A 24869-nucleotide genomic window follows, 5' to 3' on the forward strand; every position below is an offset into this window, starting at 1 on the left:
TCGCTTTGGTGTTTAAGGTTATAATTCTAAGACTACAGGTCTAAATGAATAACTTTACCCTTTGCGGCCTCAGCATCGCTATGATCGTGCGTGACCATGATGGCGGGGAGTTTATGCGTGCGAATTTGCTCAAATACCAGTTGGCGCGTATCTACTCTTAGTTGGGTATCGAGCTTGCTAAAAGGCTCGTCTAGTAGTATCGCTTTTGGCTCGCTGAGCAAGGTGCGCAGGAGCGCCACTCGTGCTTGTTGTCCGCCCGATAAATTGTCAGGATGGCGATCTCCCATGCCTGCTAAGCCCACTTGTGCAAGCGCTTGTGCTATTTTTTCACTACGCTGTTTTCTATCGCCCATTTTGTTACCTTTAGGCATCGCAAAAGCAATGTTGCACGCTACCGATAAATGCGAAAACAGTAGGGCATCTTGATACAGTACCCCAATCTGACGCAGGTGCGTAGGTAAGTGGCTTACATTTTCATCATTCAACCAGACCTCACCAGTAGCGGTGAAACCATTTGGTAAGGTACCTGTCAGCCAATTCAATAAGCTCGATTTACCACTGCCAGATGGGCCCATGACAGTCAATATTTCACCACCAGCAATCTGCTCGTCTAGGCTTAGTAATAGCTTGCCTTGTCGATATAACTGTAAGTTTTTTATCTGTAAAGATGATTGCATCAAGGACCCTTTTTTGTGTTTTTAACGACTGATATTTTCACAGCTACCTGACTCTTAACTTAGTATGGACGAACGTAGGCTGTGGCTTTAGCCCAGCATTTTGCTTTTGCAAAGATTTAAGCTGGGCTAAAGCCACAGCCTACGCCAACTGTTTCTTTAAAGTGGAGCGCTTATAGATGTTATTTCTAACGAGTGCCACTTTTAAAGAAATACTTCGGCAATACCCACGCCAATATAAAGCCAATTAACGGTAACGCCATTTGGATGATGGCGTACACCGCACTGGTGCGCCTACTGGCACCATTTGCGAGAGTCACCGCTTCTGTGGTGATGGTGGCGATTCGTCCGCCGCCTGCTAATAATGTCGGCAAGTATTGACCAAAGCTAATCGCCAAACCAAGGGCGATAGCAATTAACAGAGGCGCAAACAGTTGTGGTAATTTCACCTGCAAAAATACTTTGGCTGGCGTCGCACCAAGGCTCGCGGCTACATGAGCAAAACGAGGGTCTAGACGCCTGTAACTACTGGCAAGCGATAAAAACACATAAGGCAGTACAAAAAGCAGATGGGTAAACGCCACATTAAAAAACGCCGTTTGGTTATTCACCAGTTGCTGTAGCCACACCAAACCAAATAAAAAGGCAATACTGGGTACTAACAGCGGCAAATAGATAATTAAACTGGTAAATTTTGAGAGTGGTTTTTTACTTAATTGTTCAGCTTCTAGACATAATAAAGTCAGCACAATGGCAAATATGGTACTCACGATACCGATAGCAAGAGTATTAAATAATGGCGTACCCATTTGCGTAAAGGCACTTTGAAAATGTAATAACACCAATTGCTCTGGCAATACGGCGGGAAAGCGCCAAAAACCAGCTACTGACCACATTACCAGACCAACGAGCGCCAGCAAAATAAAGCCAATCACCACAGTGGTCAACGCGGCGGTAATTTTTTGCCATAATGCATCGGCATAGTGGCGCTTGCCATTTATCAATGTGCCATTAAAGCAAGCTTTTATCGCTCTCTCGCTACCAAGCCACAAGGCGATTAAACCACCCGTTAACGCCAGCTGTAATAACGCGCCCGCCGAGGCTTTTATACGTAAGTTCAAATCAACATCGTTAAACCATTGCATGATAGTAACAGCGAGCGTTGGCGGCGTGTTTGGACCCAATATCAATGGCATCTCAACGCTGGCACTGGCATAGGCAAGCACGGCCAAGATAGGCAAACGTAAAAAAGGATAGAGGACAGGGAGTACGCCTTTAAAAAAGGCAGTGATGGGGAAATAGCCGAGATTTAGCGCAACTTTATATTGCTGACGTAGCTTTTTACCAAGCTCAGGTTGTGCCAAGGCGCCTAGTGCCATTAATAATAAAAACGGCAGCTCTTTTAAGGTTAAACCCAAAATGATGCTGATGCCGTACGGGTCATGTGGAAACATACCGCTTGGCGCCAACTCCCAGCCGCTAAGCCACGGTGAAATAAGACGTGAAAACATACCAGAAGGCGCAATTAAAAAGCCAACTGCAATGGCTGCCGCTGCATGAGGAATGACCAAGATTGGACTCAGTAAACGCTCAATACGGGTCAGCCAAACGCTATTAAAAAATGCTGCCAATATCATTAAGGTCATGACAAAAGCGAATAGGGTACTGATTAATCCAGTGCCAATACTTAACGCGACCATTTGGCTAAGACCAGGCGTCTGCCAAAGATCGTTAAAGCCTTGTAGACTAAGAGTCGTTTTCTCAAGTGCAGGCACCCAGCTAAAGGCAGGTAACAACACACTGAGTAAACCACCGAGTACGGGTAATATCAACAGTAGCAGTAAAAATTTCGGACTCAAGGATACAATGTGCGTAAATAGGTCTGTTTTATAGGGCGCTATCACTCCAGTGTTTGCATCAGCCCTTTTATCGTTAAAATTTTTACTCATGGGCTGACCCCATAGCGTGTCTGCCAGCCTTGCATAACGGCATCAACCCAGCTCGGATGTGGTTCATTCACGGTCCGTTTTATAGCGTCAACAGGTAGGGCGCTCGGATGGGGTTTGTTAGTCTTGAATAGCGCTTGTTGCTCAGGGTCAAGCGTCGATTGGATGAGTACGGTTTTATCACCCCACACAGCAGGCGTTTGCTTTTTAGCCTGTGCTTCTGGACTCATCAGAAAGTTTGCCACCAACTGCGCGGCTTGCGGATGGCTGGCGTTATAAGGAATGGCCACAAAATGGGTGTTGCTTAAGCTGCCATCGCTCATGGCATAGCTACGAATGCTCTGGGGTAAATCATAACGCTGCACGGCCGCAGGAATTTCAGGCGCGGAAAAGCTAAAGGCTAAGCTAAGCTCGGTATCATCGACCAGACGTCGCATGTGCGCGCCCGTTTGCACAAATTGCTCACCCTTACGCCATAGAGTTGGATGCAAATCATCTAAAAACGTCCATAAAGGGGCTAATATAATATCTGTATTTTGCTCAGTGGCTGGCAGGTTGAGCTGTGCTTTGATATTTGTGCCTGTATTCGCATCTTGCTGCTCGTGCAGCATGACTAAAGCGTATTTTAAAAAGCTCATGCCTAAAAAGTCAGGTGGCTTTGGATAGCTAAAACGCCCGGGGTTTTGCGCCGTCCAATTGACCAGCTCATTTAAAGTGCTTGGTGGCTTATCAGTTGATAAGCTGTCGTAATAAAAAGTCAGCGAGGCTTGACCCCATGGCGCTTCCATACCATTGGTTGGCACACCAAAATCAAAGTTAACGGCAGGATTACTCTCTGGATCGGTCAAGGCAAAGTTAGGCAGCTTGTTCGCCCATTGTTTGAGTAATAACGAATTCTCACTCATGGTGGCGAAGTTTGCGCCATTTATCCAGATGAGATCAACGCTGCCTTTATTATTATTGTTGGCAGACTTTTCTGCGAGTACGCGACTGACGGCTTCACTGGTGTCGCTCAATTTGACATGAACCAAATTGATATTATATTTATCATCGACTTGCTTAGCAGCCCACTGTAGATAGGCATTGATCTGCGGGTCACCGCCCCATGCATAGAAGTAAACGTCTTGGTTTTTACCTTGCGCCTCTATCTGCTGCCAAGATGATAAATTTTGATTAAGGTCATCGGTAGTAGGTGAAGCAGTGCTTGCTGATATACCAATACCAATGCTAAGCACCATAGCATAGGTGCTATAGCGACTTAGATTTTTTAACGTTGGCAAAGCTGGTAAAGATTTAATAACGTACATTTAAGTTTCCGTTATGATGATATATTTGCAGTGCAGTTGATAAGAATTCAACTAACCTCGACGCCATGTATGATATTTCTCAAGCCAGTTTAATACTTTTTCAGGTGCATGATTGCGTTTCCATTCACCAGCCGCGTATTTATTACCCTCCGCCCACGTTGGATACATATGAATGGTGCCGAGTATTTTATTCAGCCCTAAGCCATGTTTCATTGCTAATATAAATTCCGGCATTAAATCACCAGCATGCTCAGCGACGATGGTCACGCCGAGTATTTTATCTTTACCTTTTGGCGTAATTACTTTGATAAAGCCATAGTTGGCGCTTTCCGTCACCGCACGATCTAAGTCTTTAAAGTCGTAACGGGTAATTTCAAAATCGATGCCTTTTTCAATAGCCTCTTGCTCATTTAAGCCAACGCGTGCGACTTCTGGATCAATAAAAGTCGTCCACGGAATCACGCGGTAATCTACTTTAAACTTCTTTAGATGCCCAAACAAACCATTTACCGCTGCGTACCATGCCTGATGGGAGGCCACATGAGTAAATTGATAAGGACCAACGACATCACCAGCAGCGTAAATATTGGGGTAGAGGGTTTCTAAATAGTCATCGGTCTCGATGGTACGTTCAGTTTCAATCCCTAATGTTTCTAAGCCATAGCCTTCTAAGCGCGCACTGCGTCCAACGGCACAAAGCAATTCGTCATATTCAATAGCGATTTCTTGTTTATTTTGACTGTCTTGCTTACCGGTACTGCTTTGCTTATCGGTACTGTCGCCTTGCGGTTCAACGATAATGAACTTTTTACCATCGCGAGCTTCACAGCGAATTGCTTGATGCGAGGTTAAGACATTTACGCCACTCTCGACGAGTACTTTGTGTGCAAATTCAGAGACTTCCACGTCTTCTTTTTTCATAAGACGCGCGCCTCTTTCGATTTGGGTCACATTGGAGCCTAAGCGTGCAAAAGCTTGCGCCAGCTCAGAGCCGATAGGCCCACCACCAAGGACGACCAGCTTTTTCGGCGCTTCATCAAGCTCAGTAAACTTGTTCCATATGGTATCGCTGGTCACATAGCCGGTTTCTTCCAAGCCTGGCAAGTCTGGTACAAAGGGGCGCGCGCCAGTAGCGATAACAATGGAACGTGCGGTTAGTGTTTGCGTGCCGCCATCGTTTAGCGCAATCTCTACCGTCCATGGGTCGATAAATTTAGCGTAGCCTTTTAACACTTCGACACCCAAGTCCGTATAACGCTCGACGCTGTCATTTGGCGCAATATCAGCGATGACTTTATGGATACGGCTCATGACATTTTTGAATGAAAACTCTGGTGGCGTATTGTCTAAACCATAACGCTCAGCATGGCGCATTTGTTCAGCGACTTTCGCGCTTTTAATCAAAGCTTTACTGGGTACACAGCCATAGTTTAAGCAGTCGCCACCCATTTCGCCCGCTTCGATTAATGTCACTTTTGCTCGGACGGTCGCTGCGATATAGCTGGTCACTAAACCACCGGCACCAGCGCCAATCACAATCATATTACGGTCGAATTTTTTAGGTTTGCTATAGTTTTTATAGACGCGGCGCTTTTTTAGCATATTTAATATCCCTTTTGCTATTAATGGGAAGAAACCTAACAACGCAAATGAGACAATTAAATTAAACGATAAAATCCCTGACAAGCTGTCAATTTGCGCCAGTTGCGTACCGGCATTAACGAATACAAAGGTGCCTGCAAGCATACCAACTTGGCTTACCCAGTAGAATGTCCTCGCTTTAATCGCGGTGACGCCCATGAGTAAATTAATCAAAAAGAACGGAAATATCGGTACTAAGCGTAAGGTAAATAAGTAAAACCCGCCTTCTTTTTCAACGCCAGCATCAATGGCTGCTAAGCGTTCAGGAAAGCGCTGCTTAATCGTATCACGCAGTAAATAACGTGAGGTTAAAAAGGCGAGTGTCGCACCAATACTGGATGCAAATGAGGCTACCAATAAGCCTTGCCATAAGCCAAATAACGCCCCAGCTGCTAAGGTTAAAATAGCTGCACCCGGTAAGGATAGGGCGGTGACGACGACGTAAAGTAAAAAGAACCCACCGATAATTAATAGTGGTGATTGCGCTTTATAGTCGTTAAATTGCGCCATCGACCCTTTTAAGCCGTCAAGCGTCAATAATTGATTTAGGTCAAAATAAAAAAAGCTTGCCGCTAATATCAATATTAACAGTATTAAAAATATTCTTTTAATCATGAAATGTCCGGCTAAATAGTGGGGCAAAGGTTAAAGATCACAGTGATTTTTTTGGTTGAGCATCTTCATTGTTTTAATAGCAGCAGCCATTCCATTGAATGGTTCGAATGGTCTATTAGTTTATCTACTATAAAATAGCTAACTTATCAGTATTAACAGTATATAGCCTGTGTTCTGCTGACTGGCATTTTTATTACCATTATCAAAATGAGGACAGGCTTTAGTCTAACAGTAGGCACGATTTAATAAGCCCTATTGAATAGGCACTATCTGATTTTGCGTAAAAGAGGTTCTTTTGCCTAATGTTAACGTGTCCCAATCTCGCATTAAGAATAACGCGACACAGGCAGCCAACATTGGCCATGCGGCAAAAAACAGTAAGTTATCAAAAGGCGTTAGGTAGAGACCAAAGGTTGCAAAAGTAGAGGCTGCGTGTAGCAATAAAATGATGCCGTATGTCCACTTTTTGAACAAACCTGCCACAAACAAAAAGATGAGTATAATTTGCAAGCTACCAACAACGTAAACAATGCTGGTGCCTAAATTTTCTAGTGCATAAAATTTAGCAAACACACTTGCAGCATGTTCAGGGTTTACAAATTTGTCGAGTGTCCAAAAGAAGAACACAATGAAGATACCAAGTCGAAGCAATAATAGTGAAAGTGGTAAATGTTTTGGCATAACTTTTTGCATAAGTTTTCGCTTTTGAAAAGTTTTAAAAATGGGTTCAAAAAATTAATGAATGAAATGAGTATCGATACTTTCTATCATTATAAAATAAACATAAAGAAAAATATTTACCATATTGAGTGATTGCTCAAAAATGAATACAATATTGCTGCTAGATGCTATAAAGAAACTTATTGTAGTTGTTCTTGAATGATTGTTCAAGTTCGTATTGTCTTGTATATTATGGTTACAAGAATTCGTTACACTCTTTCAATAAATCAGCAATGCTAGCTTAAAGGTGATTGTTTTATATACAATCGACGTTGTATATGATTAGCTTTTTGAGCAGCACATATCGTAATGGGAAATGTTTTTCCTAAATGTTTTCAGAAGAATGCATTTTTAAGTAGGAGCGGGTAGAAGAAATAGACAAATAAAAAAGGCTGAGTCAATGCTCAACCTTTTTATCAAAATAGCTTTGTTAAAGACTTTTTAAATGATTAGTTCTTTAATACTTCAACCATCGCATTAGCAACATAGTCGATATTACTACTGTTTAAGCCCGCGACGCACATACGTGAGTTAGATACCATATAGATACCAAATTTGCTTTGTAGCTGCTCAACTTGTTCAGGGGTTAATCCTGTAAAGCTAAACATGCCGTTTTGAGCAGTTAGGTAGTCAAAGCTACGACCAGGGACTTTAGCTTCTAGCACAGATTTTAGCTTCATGCGCATAGCTTTGATACGATCACGCATCGTATAAACTTCGTCAACCCATTGCTCGTGCAAGGCTTCATCATTCATAACAATATCGACGACGCGTCCGCCATGTGATGGTGGGCTTGAGTAGATACGACGTACCGTAGAGGTCAGCTGACCGAATACACGCTCAGTCTCATCGGTAGTTGGGCAAACGACTGATAGGCCGCCGACACGCTCACCGTATAGTGATAGGTTTTTGGAGAATGAATTGCTCACAAACAATGGCAGGCCCATATCGACCGCTTTACGAATAGGATAAGCGTCGCTGTCCATGTCTTCGCCAAAACCTTGATAAGCGATATCCATAAACGGAATCAGCTCGCGCTCTTGAACAACGTTTAATACTTTATCCCACTGCTCTTTAGTCAAATCCACACCCGTTGGGTTATGACAGCAAGGGTGTAATAACAGCACATCATCTTTATTCAACGTTTCAAAAAACGCAATCATTTCATCAAATTTGATGCCGCCAGTGGCCTTATCGTAGTACGGGTATTTGCCAACTTCGACATCAGACCCTTCAAAAATAGCAATGTGATTGCCCCATGTAGGGTCACTCACGTAGCATTTAGATTGCGGGAACCATTGATTGATAAACTCAGCGCCTACTTTCAACGCGCCAGAGCCACCAATAGTGGCAATAGTCGCAACCAGACCGTCTTTCAATACTTGAGCATCTTTGCCAAATAACAGTTCTTGACAGCCTTTACGGTGTCCAGGCAACCCTGCCATTGGTAGGTATGGACGAGGAGAAATTGGGTCTGCAATGCGCTGTTCGGCAATTTTTACACACTCAAGTACCGGCATTTTGCCGTCTTCGTCGTAATAAACACCCACGCCCAAATTCACTTTATCGGGATTGCTATCTTCTGCAAACTTGTCCATCAAACCTAAGATTGGATCACCAGCATAATAGTCGATACGTTCAAACATTTTTTTTCCTTACTAGAATAGAAACAAAGCCGCCAAAAAGCATAAACTAGATTGGCTATTAACTCAACGAGAGATTCATCGATATTGATTAATTAACTGATTAGATGAGCTATTTGATAATCCAAATGCTTTTTAAGCTGATTAAACTATTAATAACCATTTAGAATATAGCATTTAAGAACAGCTATAGAATAGTACCTACTTACTCTAGCTACTCTGCAAGTCGTTGAAGTGAGAGGCAAAATAAGTCTGTAAAAACTGTTTAAAGGCAATGCTGGCAGGCGACAGTGCTCTTGAGGAGCGTTGATAAATAAAGAATCTACGCATCTTAACAGGCTGTGCGAGCGACCGCATTTGTAAGCCATTGGCACTCACCCAATCAATGACCTCGGGCATATAAGGCAGACATAAGGTAATACCGAAGCCTTGGCGCGTCATCTCAAGCGCTGTGGACATAAAGTTCACTTTGTAGCGCGCTTGCTGGATATGAGTGGCAACGGTCTCATCCAGCTCAGCGGTCACTTGCTCAATAAAAGGCCCTTGTAAGGTAATGAGCGGGATATCTATCAAATCCTGCCACGTTACCTCAGTTTTTTGAGCCAGCGCATGGTTATCTGGCATCACTACACAAAACGGCAACTCATATAACAAATCAGCGCTAATGTCGTCTTCACTTTCCATAAAACCAAGCTCGGTACCAACACCCAAATCTACTTCGATATCCTGAATGTGTTGCAGGACGTTTTCTGCAGAGCAATCTAACAAAGACACGCTGATATCAGGATAGTCTTTTGAAAATTGGGCGATGACTGCAGGCATGGAGGAGGCGGCAAACTGCGATACTGCTAGTCGCACTTGACCTTGCGCTAAGCTCATCAGACTGCTCGCTTCGTTTTCAAATAACTGCATCTCATTAAGCACTCGGCGCGCTTGTGGCAATAAATGTCTGCCTACTACCGACAAAGATAGCTGGCGGGTGGTACGGTCAAATAAGACGATACCAAGACTTGACTCCAATTCTTTTATCAGTCCACTGACGGCAGATTGGGTTAAATGCATCTGGTCGCTAGCACGGGTAAAGCTACCGTTGTCAGCAACTTTGATAAAAGCGGTCAATTGGCGAATGCTGATATTCATAAGTAAACCTGATAAATAAATTAAAAAATACGATTAGTCTTATAAATCAAGCTAATCTAAGATGAATACATCGTCAACAATATTTATTGTTATATACAACTTTTTACACTGATTTATACCACCAATTGAAATTAAGGATGATTACAATGGCAGATTTATTCGAAAACCCAATAGGATTGCAAGGGTTTGATTTTGTTGAATTCGCCTCGCCTGAACCGAAAGCGGTAGAAGCACTTTTTGAGCAGCTTGGTTTTACCCATGTTGCCAATCACCGATCAAAAGATGTCTCTTTATACCGTCAAGGTGACATCAACCTCATATTGAACCGTGAACCAAAAAGCCAAGCCAGCTACTTTGTGGAAGAGCATGGAGCAGGGGCCTGTAGCATGGGCTTTCGTGTTAAAGATTCCAAAAAAGCCTACGAGCTTGCGATTGAAAACGGCGCACAGCCAGTAGAGGTGCCGACAGGGGTAATGGAGCTGAGACTTCCTGCTATTAAAGGTATCGGCGGCTCATTGATTTATCTGATTGACCGTTTTAAAGACGGTGAATCTATCTATGATGTCGACTTTGAGTTCTTCCCAGATGTAGATAAGTATCCTGTTGGACATGGCTTCAAAGTTATTGACCATCTTACCCATAACGTCTACCGTGGTCGCATGGCTTACTGGGCAAACTTCTATGAGCGCATCTTTAACTTCCGTGAAATTCGCTATTTCGATATCAAAGGCGAATACACTGGGCTGACCAGTAAAGCCATGACCGCGCCTGATGGCAAAATCCGTATTCCTTTAAATGAAGAATCTAAGCAGGGCGGCGGACAAATCGAAGAGTATCTAATGAGCTTCAATGGTGAAGGCATTCAACATATTGCTTTAGCCAGTGATGACTTATTGGCCAGTATCGATAAACTAAAAGAGGCGGGTATACCGCTCATGACAGCGCCAACCGCTGCTTATTACGAAATGCTGAGTGAGCGCTTACCAAATCATGGCGAAAACGTCTCTGAATTGCAGACTCGTGGCATCTTATTAGATGGCACCACGGAAGGCGGCACACCGCGTCTGCTATTACAAATTTTCTCTGAAACTATCTTAGGTAGCCCCGTATTTTTTGAATTCATCCAACGTAAAGGCGACTACGATGAAGGCTTTGGTGAGGGTAACTTTAAAGCGCTATTCGAATCAATAGAGCGCGATCAAGTGCGACGCGGCGCTATCGGACAATCTGAAACAGAGACAGAAACAGAGTAAATTTATTAATAAGTTAAACAAACATGGCAGGACAAAAAGGAATTTGTCTTGCTATTATTAATACTATAATGATTGATATAGTAAATCTGAAATACTGGTCCAAATAGAATGGACTAATGGCAAAAGGAATACCGGCATGGAACGCCAAAGCAAACAACCTTATCTTTCGCATCAACCTGATGCCAATGGTCATATTCATTATAGTGATAATGAGAATGCCATGTGGCAAGCGCTTCTTGAGCGTCAAGCCAAGCAAATACCCAATCGTGCCTGCTCGGCATATCTAGATGGGCTCAAAAAGCTAAATCTACCGCCAGATCGTATTCCGCAATTACATGATATCGATGAAGTGCTGCAAGCGACCACAGGTTGGCAAACAGCTGCGGTGCCAGCTTTAATTAGCTTTGGTAAATTCTTTAAGCTGTTGGCCAATAAATCCTTCCCCGTTGCGACCTTTATCCGACGCTTTGATGATATGGACTACATCGAAGAGCCGGATATCTTTCACGAGATTGTTGGACATTGTCCGCTGCTGACTCATCCTGCCTTTGCTACCTTTAATGAGACTTATGGCAAGCTTGGTCTTAATGCCAGTAAAGAAGAAAGGTTATTTTTAGCACGGCTGTATTGGTTTACTATTGAGTTTGGTTTGGTCGGGCAAACAAGGGATACTCGCCGAATTTATGGCGGTGGCATCTTAAGCTCACCATCTGAAACTATTTATGCACTCAATGATGAGGTTCAAAATCAATCGCACGATCAATCAAATCATCAATCACATCATCAACCTGAACACCGAGCCTTCGATTTGCTAGATGTGTTACGAACCCCTTATCGAATTGACCATATTCAGCCTATCTATTATGTCATTGATAATTTAGATACGCTGTTTGACATCGTGAATAGCGACATCATGGGGGTGGTCAAGCAAGCGATGTCACTCGGAATGTTTGAGCCAACCTATAAAGTTGAAACCAGTTGATTGCTTAATCAATTGACTGTTTAATCAACTGATCATTAAAGCAAGTGATAGCTTAATTAAGAACACTTAAACATTGGCTGCTTAAATAGACAATCACGTCAACATGGACGTACATTTAATAAAAACTCAATAGTTAAAATAAAAGGAATTTACTATGACTGAGCATTTACAAACCCTATCTCAAGCCAGCTGCGAAGCCTGCCGTGTCGGCGCGCCAAAAGTTGACGATACTGAGGCACGCGAGATGTTACAACAACTTCCTGATTGGTCGCTTATCGAAGTCGACGGCATCAATCAATTACAACGTCAATATAAGTTTAAAAACTTCGTCACAGCGATGGCATTTGCTAATCGGCTTGCAGATATCGCGGAAGAGGAAGGGCATCATCCCGGCATATTGGTAGAGTGGGGCAAAGCGACAGTGACATGGTGGTCGCACAGCATCAAAGGTCTGCATCGCAATGATTTTATCATGGCAGCAAAGACGGATGGTCTATTCAGTAAGTAATGAGGGTGGCAATAATCAAAGCAACTCATTAAACTTACTACACTTAAAGCCAACCCTAAACCAAATTCAACTGGTTATCTAAGGATGTGTGATGCCTCCAAAAATACTAACCCAGTTCTCACCCAAACTGGCATTTATTATTGCTACCACTGTCATCGCCATTATGGGTGTCACCATGATTGGCCTTGGCTGGGTGCCACATTTATCATTGATACTCGCTATCTGCGTGTTATTGGCTATCGGTCTATTTAAGGGCCTTAGCTTTAATGATATGCAAGCGCAAATGGCCTCTGGAGTGATGAGCGGTATCGGTGCGATTTACTTATTCTTCTTTATTGGCTTGATGGTTGCCGCTCTAATGATGTCGGGAGCTATACCGACACTGATGTATTTTGGCTTCGAGCTAATATCACCGGAGTTTTATTACATATCAGCCTTTGTACTCACTTCGATTATTGGTATTGCATTGGGCAGTAGTTTGACTACTGCGGCAACGTTGGGCGTGGCATTTATTGGTATGAGTAATGCGTTTGATGCCAATGTCGCTATCGCTGCTGGCGCTGTCGTATCGGGTGCGTTTTTTGGTGATAAGATGTCGCCATTATCTGATACTTGTACTATTGCTTCATCGGTCGTGGGTATTGATTTATTTGAGCATATTCGCAATATGATGTACACCACGGTGCCTGCGTGGATACTGACTGTCATACTTTTTTGGTTCTTCTCTGGACAGACTGTTAGTGGTGACTTGAGTCAGGTGACTGTCTTGCAAGGACAGCTGATCGCAAGTGGCTTGGTACATAGTTATGCAGTATTGCCGTTTGTGGTACTTGTTGGACTGGCTGTATTTCGAGTCAACGCCATCTATACTATTATCTGTACCATTATTACCGCTCTGATTGTCACCTACTTGCATAGCTCGCCAAGCTTTGGACAATTGGGCGGGTATTTCTTTGCAGGTTATGCGCCCGCTGAATCGCTAGATCTTGGGGAAGTAGGCGGTATGCTCTCGCGCGGTGGCGTACAAAGCATGTTCTTTACTCAAATGATTGTGATATTGGCACTTAGCCTTGGTGGATTGCTGAGCGCTTTAGGTATTTTGCCAGCGTTGCTATCAGGGATAAGAGATACTCTAACCAGTCCAGGACGCGCAATATTCGCAACTGCCATGTCAGCACTAAGTATTAACGTGCTTATCGGTGAGCAGTATTTGAGTATCTTACTGTCAGGCACAGCGTTTCGTCCGATATTTGAGCGCTTAAACTTACATCCAAAAAACTTATCTCGTACCATTGAAGATGCAGGAACGGTAATCAATCCGCTCGTACCTTGGAGTGTGTGCGGGGTGTTTATTAGTCAAGCCTTAGGCGTACCAGTACTGGATTATCTGCCTTATGCGTTCTTCTGTTATCTATCGCTATTACTGACGATACTATTTGGCTTTACAGGACTGACAATTAGTCGTAAAGATGGAACTAAAGTATCAGCCCGATAGTTAGGTTAGATTTTAGTCACGATTCTATATATTGATAAAGCTCGTACAAAGTAAAGCCGTCCCAATTTAATGGTGACGGCTTTTTTAATTTCATTATCTAACAATCCCGCTATCCAAGGCCTTCGCCCAACTTTCACATTCACAGCGCACGCATTGCTGATCTGGCTTCGCAATATAATCGACATAGCCACAATGCATACAAGCATAGCAATGCTTTGGATCTATCTCTTTAACTGGCTGATACTGCTTGGGGAAAAGTGGCAAACCATAACGCGTTTCATCAGGTGGAAACAGCAATAAGCTAAATGAGCCATCCGTCTCTAATAAGCCTACACGTACCTGACCTAGATGTTCAACGCCTTGTTGGCGCATTTCAGCAAAAAACTCATCATGCGACATCTTGCCTCTTTTAATCTTATCTATTACTAAGACGCCGTCTTCTACAATATAAATCGACTTTCCTTCTAAAAGATCTTCAAAGGGCTGGTATTTCATCATTACCCAAGTGCAGAGCCGATACATGATAATCACGATACTCATGATGAGTACCGCTTGTATAATCGGTAAATCCTCGGTGAACATCGGATCACCAGCGATAGAACCCAGTGACAAAATAATGGTCAGCTCAAAAATAGACAGCTGCCGGACGCCGCGTTTACCAGTGAAACGTAAAAATATGATAATCATGCTAAACATAACAATCACGCGTATGACGATTTCGGCAGCAAACGCCCAAGTTGTGTCATGAATAAAGATACTTGCCAAATCCATGTATGTCTTTCCTTTTAAAGTCTGGCTATTTAAAGTCTGGCTATCAAAACACGTTATAGCTATTTCTATTGTGGTTAATACAGGCACTTACTTTGCGTGAAATGTCAGATATTAGATGTTAAGCAATGGGGCTTGTGCCGAGTCGCTGCCGAATTTCTCCATTGCTGCAGCATTATAAATTAATAAATTCATTACCTTACAAAACAAATCAAAATTGAGACTAAAATAGGAAGCAGTAAACCACAAAATAGCTTTTATACCTTATTAAATTACTCAGTAATCGCTTGCAATGTAAATTGATATAAATTACATTATATGTAAGATGTTAATCTATACGTAATTTACTATTTTTTATAAACTGTTTTCCATAAAACTATATTCATAAGACTCATTGACCAGCAAGGAGCTAACCATGTCAACGATTGACACAAACCTCTCTTCATTTCTCGATATCGCTAGCGACTCTGATTTTTCTATTCACAATTTGCCTTATGGCATCTTCAGTGAAACTGCCGATGGTAAGCGCCGCGCTGGTGTCGCCATTGGCGAGTACGTTTTGGATTTAGCGGTACTTGAAACCGAAGGTCTACTTAAATTAGAAGGTGGGAGTTATTTTGATCAGCCGACACTTAATGCCTTTATTGATTCTGGTCGAGATAATTGGACTACCGCGCGTAGCACTATTCAAACACTGTTAGCTGCCGACACTGACACTCTACGTGATAACCAAGACTTGCAAGGTAAGGCGTTATTTAAGCAAGCAGATGTCACGATGCATCTACCTGTCCATGTCCCTGGCTATACTGACTTTTATTCGTCCAAAGAGCATGCTACTAACGTCGGTACGCTATTCCGTGATCCTGCTAATGCGCTATTGCCGAACTGGAAGGAAATGCCAGTCGGTTATAACGGCCGTGCCAGTACGGTCTTTGTGACGGGCTCCACAGATATCATTCGTCCGTCAGGTCAGCTAAAACCCAATCCAGATGAGCGTCCTATTTTTGCGCCTTGTAAGCGTCTTGATTTTGAGCTTGAAACTGCATTTATCGTAGGTCAACCTAATAAAATCGGAGAGCCAATTTCTATCAAAAACGCATGGGATCATATTTTTGGTATGGTGCTGTTTAACGATTGGTCAGCTCGTGATATTCAAAAATGGGAATACGTTCCTTTAGGCCCTTTTAATGCTAAAACTTTTGCTTCTGAGATATCTCCTTGGATTGTCACCTTAGATGCGCTAGAACCTTTTAAAACCTCAATCCCAACTCAGGATCCGGAGCCACTGGCTTATCTACGTGAGAAAAAATCCGATAACAGCTTTGATATTAATTTGTCAGTGGAATTGCTTCCAGAAAATGCTGATAGCGCTACCGTCATCTCTGAAACCAATTTTAAATACATGTACTGGTCGATGGCTCAGCAATTGACGCATCACACTATTACTGGCTGTAAAGTCGAAGTCGGCGATATGATGGGCTCGGGTACCATCTCAGGGCCAACGCCAGACTCTTATGGCTCAATGCTCGAGATCGCTTGGAACGCGACCAAACCTGTTGAGCTTAAAGGCGGGGGCACACGTACTTTTATCGACGACGGTGATACCGTTATCATGAAAGGCTATAGCGAAAAAGGTGGCATTCGTGTTGGGTTTGGTGAAGTGCGCGGTAAAGTATTGCCTGCTTTAAACTTTGATTTTGACGCATAAACTTTTATAAAGAACAGGCGTAAAACAATCGATTGGCATTATTAAGATTAGGAGCTATACGACTTAGGTTAGATCGACACAAAAACCTTATAGCGGTAGCAACCTCAGGTTTTACGCCTTATCAAAAGGATATTGATATGAGCTTTAAAATAGAACAAATTCATCATGTGGCCTATCGCTGCAAAGATGCTAAAGAAACCGTAGAGTGGTACAAAAAACACTTGAATATGGATTTCATTTTAGCTTTTGCCGAAGACCACGTACCTTCTACTAAAGCCTTTGATCCCTACATGCATATCTTTTTGGATGCAGGTAACGGTAATGTGTTGGCGTTTTTTGAATTACCCAATCAACCTGAAATGGGTTCTGATCCTAATACGCCAGACTGGGTACAGCATCTGGCAATGAAAGTAAAAGATCGCGATACTTTAATGGCTGCGAAGAAGCATTTAGAGGATGGCGGGATTGACGTCATTGGTGTAACCAATCACGGTATTTTCCATTCTATCTACTTCTTCGATCCTAATGGTCATCGTATGGAACTCACTTACGATGATATTACCTCAGAAGAAAAAGTCTCGATGATTACCGAAGAGATAAAACACGACATGTTAGAAGAATGGTCACGTACTAAACGTGCGCCAGCTCATACACATTTTTTGCATGCCGAAGAATTGAAAGAAGCTAAAGAACAGGTGCCTGTAGGGGAGTAGGCATTGCTTCATGCTAAGCTTTAATAGTGAGAACTCAATCATCAAGAAAGGACTCTACGATGAAAACCAAACTATCTACTGGAATCGCTCTGGCTACCGTACTTGCAATGTCTGGGCTAGCATTATCTGGCTGCTCTGATAATAATCAAGCTACATCTGCTAATGGCGACTCAGACGATGTGACAACGCTTAGATTCTCACATTTTATGACGGCTAATGACAATATGAATACTGAAGGCTTTGAGCCTTGGGCGCAAAAAATTGAAGAAGACTCGAATGGACGCCTAAAGATTGAGATTTATCCTTCCGCTACTCTAAGCAAACCAGGCGCCACTTATGATGCTGCGGCAAAAGGCACTGTAGATATTGGTATGCAAGTGCAAGGCTATACCGCTGGGCGCTTTCCTCTAACCCAAGTGGTAGAGCTACCGGGTATATCCAATACCGCAGAGCAACAGACCTGCATACTATATAAGCTCTATGACGATGGGGTTATTTCAGATGAATATGAGGACACCCATCTGCTCGCTTTGATGGGTTCAGGACAGGGGGCGCTGCATACCGTTGAAAAGCCCATTCGTACGCCAGCAGATATGAAGGGTATGCGAATTCGTCAACCATCTGTAGTTGCCAGCCACATTATTGAAGCTACTGGTGCGGCTCCCGTGGGGATGCCTGCTAGTGATACTTATACTTCGCTGCAGCGCGGCGTCATCGATGGTCTAGCCTTTACTTGGCAGCCTATTCAAGCGTTCCGTCTCGATGAGCTACTGAGCGCGCACACCAACATACCTTTTTATAACTCTACCTTTGTAGTCACTATGAACAAGGATAAATACAATAGTCTGCCTGATGATCTCAAAAAAGTTATTGATGATAATTCAGGGCTAGTCATGTCAGATCGTATCGCTAAAATATTTGATAGAAGTAATAATGAAGCAATGGCTGCCGCTCGTGCCAAAGGCGATACGATGATCGATATTCCAGACCCTCTAAATGACCCTGATTGGCAAGGCCCGTTACTTGAGGGTACGCAGAGATATCTGGATGAGTTAGCGGCTAAAGGCTTGGATGGTCAAACCGTCTATGAAAAAACCAAAGCGGCCAGCGCAGCCTGTCTGTAAGGTTTAAATTATTTAACAGGTTAGATGAGCGTTTTGTGCAAAATAAACTAGTTAATAAGACAGCTAATAAAATAGCTAAGCAATCTGATAACGCTTAGCTATTGATAGTATTTTATCCATTACTTGCTGGTTATCCAGCGGCAGTTGTTCAGCAGTACCGATAATGGTGAGCGCGTATTCTAATAGCACATCGTTAGCAGATGCACTGATATCGTTAACGTCTTTAGACTGCGGTAAAGTAACGGGTATGCTAATAGCATTAATCCCCATTAGCATATCTCCGGTAACCGTGGCATATCCTTGCGCCTGGATTCCAGTTTGCAGCTTTGTAAACGCTTGCCATTTAACGGATAGTTCGGCTTTGTCGGCTTTAGCAGTAGAGGTGGATGTAGGAGCTGAGGACAAAATATCAATATCTCCTTGCCACTCTGCAAGCACTAAAGGTTTGATAATAGTATCAGGTTGATAGCTGGCAAACAGCCTACCTGTTGCAGAAGACGTCAAAGGCATGCGTGAGCCTATACGAGTAATGATACTAATTGGACTGTCCGGCTCAAATGAATGAATAACGATGGGCCCTTCACTAAACCACTTGGCGATTTGTACCCCGCAATTAACGGCATTTTTAATTTCAGTAGCAGCATTAGTAAGTCGCTGCAAAATATTGTTTTGATCGAAACTGGTGTGACCTAGTGCATTGACTCGAGCACCTAATCCGTAGCGTCCGTCGCTTAGCTTGCGCGCATAGTCTTTACGAATGAGACTAACCAAATAACGATGTACTTTTGCAGGGTGCATTTGCATCGCTTGAGCAATGTCTTTTAGCATCATAGGTTCGTGATACTCTATAAGTACATCTAATACAGAGAGACCAATCTCAAGTGACTGTATGCCACCTTGGTTTTTATTTGCTGTTGTTTCTGTTGATGACATTGATAGTCCGGTTGAATAAAAAGAACAATTTGACGGTTATGTTTGATAGCTATATTCGATAGTTTGAATTTAGCAGGTTTATCACTGTGACTAATTATATAGGTAATAATGAGCGTTTGATATATATAGAAAAACTCCCTTTAACGGCTAATATGATTATAAGCTTGACCTAGTTTTTTGAATGGAATCACCTATGGCTTAGTATTTATAACGAAGCATTCATAACTAAGTGTTTACAACTAAGCACTTATAACTAAGAACCTATAACAACATATGCAGGAGAATAACTATGATGAAACTTTATGGCTACTTTCGCAGTGGTACGTCACACCGTACTCGTATCGCGTTGAATCTAAAGGGCTTAGATTATGATGCTATCTCTATCAATTTGGCACAGGATGAGCAGTCTGAGCCATCATTTAAAGCCATTAATCCGCAAGGTTTAGTACCCGCGTTGCAGACGGACGATTTACTGCTTTATCAAAGCCCAGCTATCCTAGAATGGTTGGAAGAGGTTTATCCCCATAACCAACTATTGCCCAAAGACGCTGCTGGGCGTATGCAAGTACGAGCGTTAAGCGCGATGATTGGCTGTGACATTCATCCGGTTAATAACCGCCGTATCCTGCAATATCTACGCGATGAGTTGTCAGTTGATGAAGATGAAGTTTTGGCGTGGTGTCAGCGCTGGATAGAAGAAGGCTTTGCTGCGCTAGAGACGTTACTGGCAAAAGATGAGTCGCGCGGCAAATTTTGCTACGGTAACAGTCCGACCTTCGCAGATTGCTATTTAATCCCACAAGTATATTCAGCTCGCCGCTTCAAAGTTGATTTGACACTTTATCCGAACATTATGGCCATTGATGAGCATTGTCGTACGCTTCAAGAATTTTTTGATGCGGATCCTATGAATCAACCTGATGCACCGCATTAAAAAGGCAATAATGTTCAAATAAGTTAACCGCTTATTTAACTGTTACTTCCTTCACTGTCACTCAATTTACTAAGCCGATAGCTATTTTGCTATCGGCTTTTTGGTGTCGTTTTATGACTGATAGAATGTTTTTTGAAGTAATACTTTTGATTAGACTATCAAAGAGAGTGAATCATTAGGCTTAATATCAGTACCTATTGTCCAATGCCTCAATCCAATGCCTCAATTTGAGATATAATCTTAATACGTGAACAAATGCTTTTATTAATAAGACTATCAGTACAGCGTTACTAACGTCTAAACAATCTCCCAGTTTTGATAAACTAGCTACTATCAGCAGTGCCTATTTGTAAATATTTAACACGCCCTATATGAGATAATAAATATAAATGATGAAAACCGAAACCAATAAGCCCCTTGCGTTTAGAAGATATCCGTCGACTACTGCCTTGCAGTGCTTTGAGACAGCTGCACGCCATTTGAGTTTTACCAATGCCGCGCAAGAGATGCATATGACTCAAAGCGCCATTAGCAAGCAAGTCGCTCAGTTAGAAGAGATGTTAAACATTTCGCTCTTTTATCGTACGCCGCACCGTATTTCATTGACGCCAGCTGGCAAGACTTATTATCTTGAAGTGTTGGAGATTCTCAAACATATCGAGGTGGCGACCACCAGTTTGATGTCACACAGTGATAATACAGAAGTGCTTAAGATTGCTTCACACCCGACCTTTTGTTCACGCTGGCTGATCCCTGCGCTAAGTGGTTTTAGTCAAGCTCATCCATTGATTAATTTAGATATAAAAGAGCAAGTTGGGCCATTTTTTACTGAAGACCAAAATGTCGATATTGCCTTTTTATATGGCGATGGTATTTGGGGCGGAATGGAGGCGATTAAGCTGTTTGATGAGTATTGCGTGGCGGTCTGCCAGCCTGAGTATTTAAGGGATAAAAACCCCTGTACGAGCAATGTAGATAACTGTACGTTACTACAGTTGAGCTCACGTCCAAGTGCTTGGTATGAGTATTTTAAGCAACAAGGCATCAGTATTGATGGGACGTTTGTAGGCCCGCGCTTCGATACTTTTCATGCTTGTATTTCTGCCGCCTTGCTCGGCTATGGTATCGCACTCGTACCCCTGCGTTTGGTCGCTCCTGAGCTGCAGTCAGGGACGCTGGTGACAGCATGGAATTATGCGTCAAAAGGGCGGGGCTCTTACTATATAACTTACCCCTTGTCCTTGGGCCGATCGCATAAGGTAAAAGTCATTTTAGAATGGGTCTCAGCGTATCTTGAAACCTCTAATCAGCATGAGGATGCGATAGATTTTGTATTTTAAATCCCAAACTGATTCCAGTATTTATTTTCATCAATAAGTCTGCGTCGGCCTTCATCTAAAGACCCTTCTTTATCCGAAATCTACTCTTTATCCAAAATCTATTTTTAATCTAAAACCCATTGCTGAATCTAAAACCCATTTTTAAACATATATTTCTTGGCAAAGATAAGTATCTTCTACTTTGCCAAGTCATTTTTAAGTCTGTTGTTCTAATGGCAATGACAAAAAGGAATGAGCGCACAACTATTATTCGTTTGCTGAGTAGGCAGGGTTTTGCTGAAATGAGAGCCACACTCAAGGAAGATGAGAGACGCTCAATGGATATGCGCTATAACGTCACGGATGCTTTTACGATGGTGCATCCTGTGACTCTTACCAAAGGCAAAAACGCAAAAGTTTGGGACAGTGATGACCGTTGCTACATCGACTTTGTTGGCGGTATCGGTGTCTTAAATTTTGGTCATTGTCATCCTTATATCGTCTCCGCGATTATCAATCAAGCACAATCTCTTATTCATTACGCCTACAATGCGGCTGCTCATCAGCCGTATCAAACCCTTATGCCACGGCTTTGTGAGCTGATTCCAATCAGTGGTGAGCTATCAGGCATGCTGACTAATTGCGGTGCAGAAGCCACCGAAAATGCTATAAAAATTGCCCGCCTAAAGACAGGTCGTGTGGGTGTGATTGCCTTTGATGGTGGCTTTCATGGGCGCACACTGGCTGCGGTAAATCTAAATGGTAAAGTCGCTCCTTATAAGCGCGGGCTCGGGCCTTTAGCAGGTGGCGTTTACCATATTCCTTTTCCTAGCCCAGATAATGAAGTGAGCGATCAGCAGGCTATCGATGCGCTTGCGCGTCTATTTGCTGTAGAGACCGATATTGATAATATCGGCGCCATCATCGTAGAGCCAGTACAAGGCGAGGGTGGATTTCAGATAATGTCGGCCACATTCGCCAAATATTTGCGCGCCTTTTGTGATGAGCAGGGCATTTTGCTCATTATGGACGAAATTCAATCGGGCTATGGTCGTACGGGTACACCTTTTGCCTTTACACATTTAGGGATTGAGCCTGACATGATATTGCTAGGCAAAAGCATCGCAGGTGGTTTGCCGTTAGGGGCAGTGATAGGCAAAGCGAGCGTCATGAATGGCTTGTCTAAAGGTAGCTTAGGCGGCACTTATTCAGGTAATCCAGTAGCGTGTGCCGCCGCCAATGCCACGTTGGACATTATGCAAGAAGATGAGGTATGGGAATCTGCCAGACATTATGCCCACACCGTTGAGCAGACGGTGAACCAATGGCAGCAAGAGGGCGTATCGCCTTGGCTGTTCGGCCTTACTGGTATCGGTGCAATGCGTGGTATCGAGCTTCGCCATCCTGAACATGATGTCGATCCAAGCGTGATGACATATGTGTTAACGCAAGCACGGGAGCGTGGTCTGCTGTTGATGCCTAGCGGTAAATATCGCCATATTATTCGCCTGCTGCCGCCTTTAACGATTGAGCCTGAAACCCTGCAAGCCGGCCTTGATATTCTAAAAGAGGTTTTAAGTACTATTCCTGATGAAATAGCAGTGAATAAAAACTCTAATATTGAAAATTCAGCGAATCAAGTGTCAGCAATCAAAGCGTCAGCGTTTCAAACATCAATGACTCAAGCACCAGCAAATTATTTTTCTGCCACGTAACTCTCTTTGTATAAAGCTCTGCTATATAGTTTTTATGGTTATTTTCCATACTATAGTTTGTTAATTTTAAAAGCGATAAAGTGCTGCTGGGGTAAGTTTTTTCAGCCTCTGTCCCGCTTGCGAACAGCACGCAAGAAAAATTTATACCAGTAGCACGTGACTATTAATTAGCAATTTATATTTAACCACCTGTATTTAACAGCTTGATATTAATAAAAATTTCTGGGATTTTAACAAGGATGTCTATCTGTGAATCATACATTTATAAATAGCGATGCTATTCGCCATGAGTTCTCTATGGCAATGTCAGCCATGTACCAAACTGAAGTTCCGCTATATGGTGACTTGCTCGATTTAGTCGCTGAGGTGAATACTGAGGTGCTAACCAAGCACCCTGAGATTAAGGAGCAATTGGAGTACACCGGAGAGATTGATAGACTCAGTATGGAGCGCCATGGTGCGATTAGATTGGGCACAGCGGACGAGCTCAGTATGATGCGTCGGCTTTTTGCCGTAATGGGTATGCATCCTGTTGGCTATTATGATTTAGCACCCGCTGGCGTGCCCGTTCATTCTACGGCTTTTCGAGCCATTGATGCGCAAGCATTAAATCAAAGCCCATTTCGAGTTTTTACCTCTCTATTGCGCCTAGATTTGATTGCTGATGAAGCACTAAAACAAGAAGCGTCAAACGCATTGTTCAACCGTAATATCTTTACCGATAATGTCGTCAGCCTGATTAAGCGCTTTGAAGGGCAGGGTGGTTTAACGTTGGATGAAGGTGAGCAGTTTGTCAAAGAGGCTTTAGAGACCTTTCGCTGGCATGATAAAACGCCTGTCTCAAAAGAGCTATATCAACGCTTATTAGAGCAGCACGGCCTCATTGCTGATGTCGTCGGTTTTAAAGGCCCACATATCAATCATTTGACCCCTAGAACGCTGGATATAGATACCGTACAGCAAGGCATGCAGGAAAAAGGCATCCCACCAAAAGCTATTATCGAAGGGCCGCCAAAACGGGATTGTCCTATTTTATTAAGGCAAACGAGCTTTAAGGCATTAGAGGAAGCCGTTAGTTTTAAAAATCCAAATGGTGAGTATGAACAGGGGCATCATACTGCGCGGTTTGGTGAGATTGAGCAGCGCGGTGTGGCATTAACGCCAAAGGGTAGAGCATTATATGATCAACTACTTAGTCAAGCACGCAATCAATTAGGCGCAACTCCGAATGAAGACAATGCTTCACAGTATTATCAAATTTTAGAGAGTGCATTTGAAGCGTTCCCCGATGATTATCATGCGATGCATAATGAGGAGCTCGCTTACTTTTATTATCAACCAGTCGATAATGCTGCAGATATAAGTAGTGCTATGCTTGGTTTGGAAAGAGTTGATGTACAAACGGTTGATTCAAAACAAGTAGTAAATGCTTTGATTGAGAAAGGCGCTATCCGGATTGAGCCTATCGTTTATGAAGATTTCCTGCCCGTTAGTGCCGCTGGTATTTTTCAATCCAATCTTCAGCAAGATAAGCAGAGCAACTATGATGGCAATTCAAATAAACATGAATTTGAGCAAGCACTTGGTGCTAGTATTCATGATGAGCTCGCTTTATATAAAGATATACAAGCTCAAAGCTTAGAGAAATGCCTGATGTCTTTAGGCAATTATGTATAGAAAATTAATTATGTATAAAAATGCACATAGCCATTTTATTTATACACTATTCCA

At 42.8% G+C, this 24869-nt stretch carries 20 protein-coding genes; 11 read left to right on the plus strand and 9 right to left on the minus strand.

Features of this window, described 5'->3' with window-relative positions:
• Positions 1-32 precede the first annotated feature (32 nt).
• The 7 genes from AK823_RS05045 to AK823_RS05075 all read right to left on the minus strand — a co-directional run bounded on the left by AK823_RS05045 (position 33) and on the right by AK823_RS05075 (position 9686).
• Positions 33-677: an ATP-binding cassette domain-containing protein gene (locus AK823_RS05045; protein ID WP_068326878.1), complete on the minus strand. Its 645-nt coding sequence runs from the start codon at positions 675-677 to the stop codon at positions 33-35.
• A gap of 185 nt (positions 678-862) precedes the next feature.
• Positions 863-2623, minus strand: a complete 1761-nt coding sequence (locus AK823_RS05050) for an ABC transporter permease subunit (protein ID WP_203226576.1) — start codon at positions 2621-2623, stop codon at positions 863-865.
• Positions 2620-3927 (minus strand): ABC transporter substrate-binding protein, encoded by a 1308-nt coding sequence (locus AK823_RS05055; protein ID WP_068326882.1) that lies wholly within the window; start codon positions 3925-3927, stop codon positions 2620-2622. The genes AK823_RS05050 and AK823_RS05055 overlap by 4 nt, the downstream gene beginning before the upstream one ends.
• 51 nt (positions 3928-3978) lie before the next feature.
• Positions 3979-6183 carry a bifunctional TVP38/TMEM64 family protein/FAD-dependent oxidoreductase gene (locus tag AK823_RS05060; RefSeq protein WP_068326886.1) on the minus strand — a complete coding sequence of 735 codons (2205 nt, stop codon included), beginning with the start codon at positions 6181-6183 and terminating at the stop codon, positions 3979-3981.
• A gap of 252 nt (positions 6184-6435) precedes the next feature.
• Entirely contained in the window at positions 6436-6876 is a 441-nt protein-coding gene (locus tag AK823_RS05065; RefSeq protein WP_068035095.1) for a hypothetical protein, read from the minus strand.
• A gap of 476 nt (positions 6877-7352) precedes the next feature.
• Positions 7353-8549 carry an amino acid aminotransferase gene (locus tag AK823_RS05070; RefSeq protein ID WP_068326889.1) on the minus strand — a complete coding sequence of 399 codons (1197 nt, stop codon included), beginning with the start codon at positions 8547-8549 and terminating at the stop codon, positions 7353-7355.
• A gap of 207 nt (positions 8550-8756) precedes the next feature.
• Entirely contained in the window at positions 8757-9686 is a 930-nt protein-coding gene (locus AK823_RS05075; RefSeq protein ID WP_068035100.1) for a LysR family transcriptional regulator, read from the minus strand.
• Between the two features lie 146 nt (positions 9687-9832).
• Here AK823_RS05075 and hppD point away from each other — a divergent pair, with 146 nt between their 5' ends.
• The 4 genes from hppD to nhaC all read left to right on the plus strand — a co-directional run bounded on the left by hppD (position 9833) and on the right by nhaC (position 13924).
• The gene (hppD, locus tag AK823_RS05080) at positions 9833-10939 is read left to right on the plus strand and encodes a 4-hydroxyphenylpyruvate dioxygenase (RefSeq protein WP_068326892.1); all 1107 of its coding nucleotides are present in this window, start codon (positions 9833-9835) and stop codon (positions 10937-10939) included.
• Between the two features lie 136 nt (positions 10940-11075).
• On the plus strand, positions 11076-11921 hold the full coding sequence (gene phhA / locus AK823_RS05085; RefSeq protein ID WP_068326895.1) for a phenylalanine 4-monooxygenase: 846 nt from the start codon (positions 11076-11078) through the stop codon (positions 11919-11921).
• A gap of 154 nt (positions 11922-12075) precedes the next feature.
• Positions 12076-12429, plus strand: a complete 354-nt coding sequence (locus AK823_RS05090) for a 4a-hydroxytetrahydrobiopterin dehydratase (RefSeq protein ID WP_068326898.1) — start codon at positions 12076-12078, stop codon at positions 12427-12429.
• A 91-nt stretch (positions 12430-12520) separates the two neighbouring features.
• Positions 12521-13924, plus strand: a complete 1404-nt coding sequence (nhaC, locus tag AK823_RS05095; RefSeq protein ID WP_068326901.1) for a Na+/H+ antiporter NhaC — start codon at positions 12521-12523, stop codon at positions 13922-13924.
• A gap of 93 nt (positions 13925-14017) precedes the next feature.
• On the opposite strand, the gene AK823_RS05100 is transcribed toward nhaC, so the two are convergent.
• Positions 14018-14695: a YetF domain-containing protein gene (locus AK823_RS05100; protein ID WP_068326904.1), complete on the minus strand. Its 678-nt coding sequence runs from the start codon at positions 14693-14695 to the stop codon at positions 14018-14020.
• Positions 14696-15116: 421 nt separating this feature from the next.
• On the opposite strand from AK823_RS05100, the gene fahA reads away from it, so the two are divergent.
• The 3 genes from fahA (at position 15117) to AK823_RS05115 (ending at position 18237) form a co-directional block, all read left to right on the plus strand.
• Positions 15117-16400, plus strand: coding sequence for a fumarylacetoacetase (gene fahA, locus AK823_RS05105; protein WP_203226596.1), 1284 nt, complete (start codon positions 15117-15119; stop codon positions 16398-16400).
• A gap of 137 nt (positions 16401-16537) precedes the next feature.
• Positions 16538-17113 carry a VOC family protein gene (locus AK823_RS05110; protein WP_068035116.1) on the plus strand — a complete coding sequence of 192 codons (576 nt, stop codon included), beginning with the start codon at positions 16538-16540 and terminating at the stop codon, positions 17111-17113.
• Positions 17114-17172: 59 nt separating this feature from the next.
• A complete protein-coding gene (locus tag AK823_RS05115; RefSeq protein WP_082785640.1) occupies positions 17173-18237 on the plus strand; it encodes a TRAP transporter substrate-binding protein in 1065 nt (354 codons plus the stop codon).
• Positions 18238-18312: 75 nt separating this feature from the next.
• On the opposite strand, the gene AK823_RS05120 is transcribed toward AK823_RS05115, so the two are convergent.
• Complete coding sequence (locus AK823_RS05120; RefSeq protein WP_068326910.1) at positions 18313-19170, minus strand: helix-turn-helix domain-containing protein; 858 nt, start codon at positions 19168-19170, stop codon at positions 18313-18315.
• A 292-nt stretch (positions 19171-19462) separates the two neighbouring features.
• Between AK823_RS05120 and maiA the strand changes: the two genes are divergently transcribed.
• The 4 genes from maiA to AK823_RS05140 all read left to right on the plus strand — a co-directional run bounded on the left by maiA (position 19463) and on the right by AK823_RS05140 (position 24815).
• Positions 19463-20104 (plus strand): maleylacetoacetate isomerase, encoded by a 642-nt coding sequence (maiA, locus tag AK823_RS05125; RefSeq protein ID WP_203226597.1) that lies wholly within the window; start codon positions 19463-19465, stop codon positions 20102-20104.
• 389 nt (positions 20105-20493) lie between these two features.
• Positions 20494-21444 carry a LysR substrate-binding domain-containing protein gene (locus AK823_RS05130; RefSeq protein ID WP_228138918.1) on the plus strand — a complete coding sequence of 317 codons (951 nt, stop codon included), beginning with the start codon at positions 20494-20496 and terminating at the stop codon, positions 21442-21444.
• A 317-nt stretch (positions 21445-21761) separates the two neighbouring features.
• Positions 21762-23138: an aspartate aminotransferase family protein gene (locus tag AK823_RS05135; RefSeq protein ID WP_343286419.1), complete on the plus strand. Its 1377-nt coding sequence runs from the start codon at positions 21762-21764 to the stop codon at positions 23136-23138.
• Positions 23139-23387: 249 nt separating this feature from the next.
• Positions 23388-24815 carry a VOC family protein gene (locus AK823_RS05140; RefSeq protein WP_082785641.1) on the plus strand — a complete coding sequence of 476 codons (1428 nt, stop codon included), beginning with the start codon at positions 23388-23390 and terminating at the stop codon, positions 24813-24815.
• Positions 24816-24869 lie beyond the last annotated feature (54 nt).

The organism is Psychrobacter sp. P2G3 (assembly GCF_001593285.1).
Lineage (GTDB): Bacteria > Pseudomonadota > Gammaproteobacteria > Pseudomonadales > Moraxellaceae > Psychrobacter.

Coding starts and splice junctions, on each gene's coding strand:
- AK823_RS05045 (WP_068326878.1), bottom strand. CDS start 677: ATGCAATCATCTTTACAGATAAAAAACTTACAGTTATATCGACAAGGC.
- AK823_RS05050 (WP_203226576.1), bottom strand. CDS start 2,623: ATGAGTAAAAATTTTAACGATAAAAGGGCTGATGCAAACACTGGAGTG.
- AK823_RS05055 (WP_068326882.1), bottom strand. CDS start 3,927: ATGTACGTTATTAAATCTTTACCAGCTTTGCCAACGTTAAAAAATCTA.
- AK823_RS05060 (WP_068326886.1), bottom strand. CDS start 6,183: ATGATTAAAAGAATATTTTTAATACTGTTAATATTGATATTAGCGGCA.
- AK823_RS05065 (WP_068035095.1), bottom strand. CDS start 6,876: ATGCAAAAAGTTATGCCAAAACATTTACCACTTTCACTATTATTGCTT.
- AK823_RS05070 (WP_068326889.1), bottom strand. CDS start 8,549: ATGTTTGAACGTATCGACTATTATGCTGGTGATCCAATCTTAGGTTTG.
- AK823_RS05075 (WP_068035100.1), bottom strand. CDS start 9,686: ATGAATATCAGCATTCGCCAATTGACCGCTTTTATCAAAGTTGCTGAC.
- hppD (WP_068326892.1), top strand. CDS start 9,833: ATGGCAGATTTATTCGAAAACCCAATAGGATTGCAAGGGTTTGATTTT.
- phhA (WP_068326895.1), top strand. CDS start 11,076: ATGGAACGCCAAAGCAAACAACCTTATCTTTCGCATCAACCTGATGCC.
- AK823_RS05090 (WP_068326898.1), top strand. CDS start 12,076: ATGACTGAGCATTTACAAACCCTATCTCAAGCCAGCTGCGAAGCCTGC.
- nhaC (WP_068326901.1), top strand. CDS start 12,521: ATGCCTCCAAAAATACTAACCCAGTTCTCACCCAAACTGGCATTTATT.
- AK823_RS05100 (WP_068326904.1), bottom strand. CDS start 14,695: ATGGATTTGGCAAGTATCTTTATTCATGACACAACTTGGGCGTTTGCT.
- AK823_RS05110 (WP_068035116.1), top strand. CDS start 16,538: ATGAGCTTTAAAATAGAACAAATTCATCATGTGGCCTATCGCTGCAAA.
- AK823_RS05115 (WP_082785640.1), top strand. CDS start 17,173: ATGAAAACCAAACTATCTACTGGAATCGCTCTGGCTACCGTACTTGCA.
- AK823_RS05120 (WP_068326910.1), bottom strand. CDS start 19,170: ATGTCATCAACAGAAACAACAGCAAATAAAAACCAAGGTGGCATACAG.
- maiA (WP_203226597.1), top strand. CDS start 19,463: ATGAAACTTTATGGCTACTTTCGCAGTGGTACGTCACACCGTACTCGT.
- AK823_RS05130 (WP_228138918.1), top strand. CDS start 20,494: ATGATGAAAACCGAAACCAATAAGCCCCTTGCGTTTAGAAGATATCCG.
- AK823_RS05135 (WP_343286419.1), top strand. CDS start 21,762: ATGGATATGCGCTATAACGTCACGGATGCTTTTACGATGGTGCATCCT.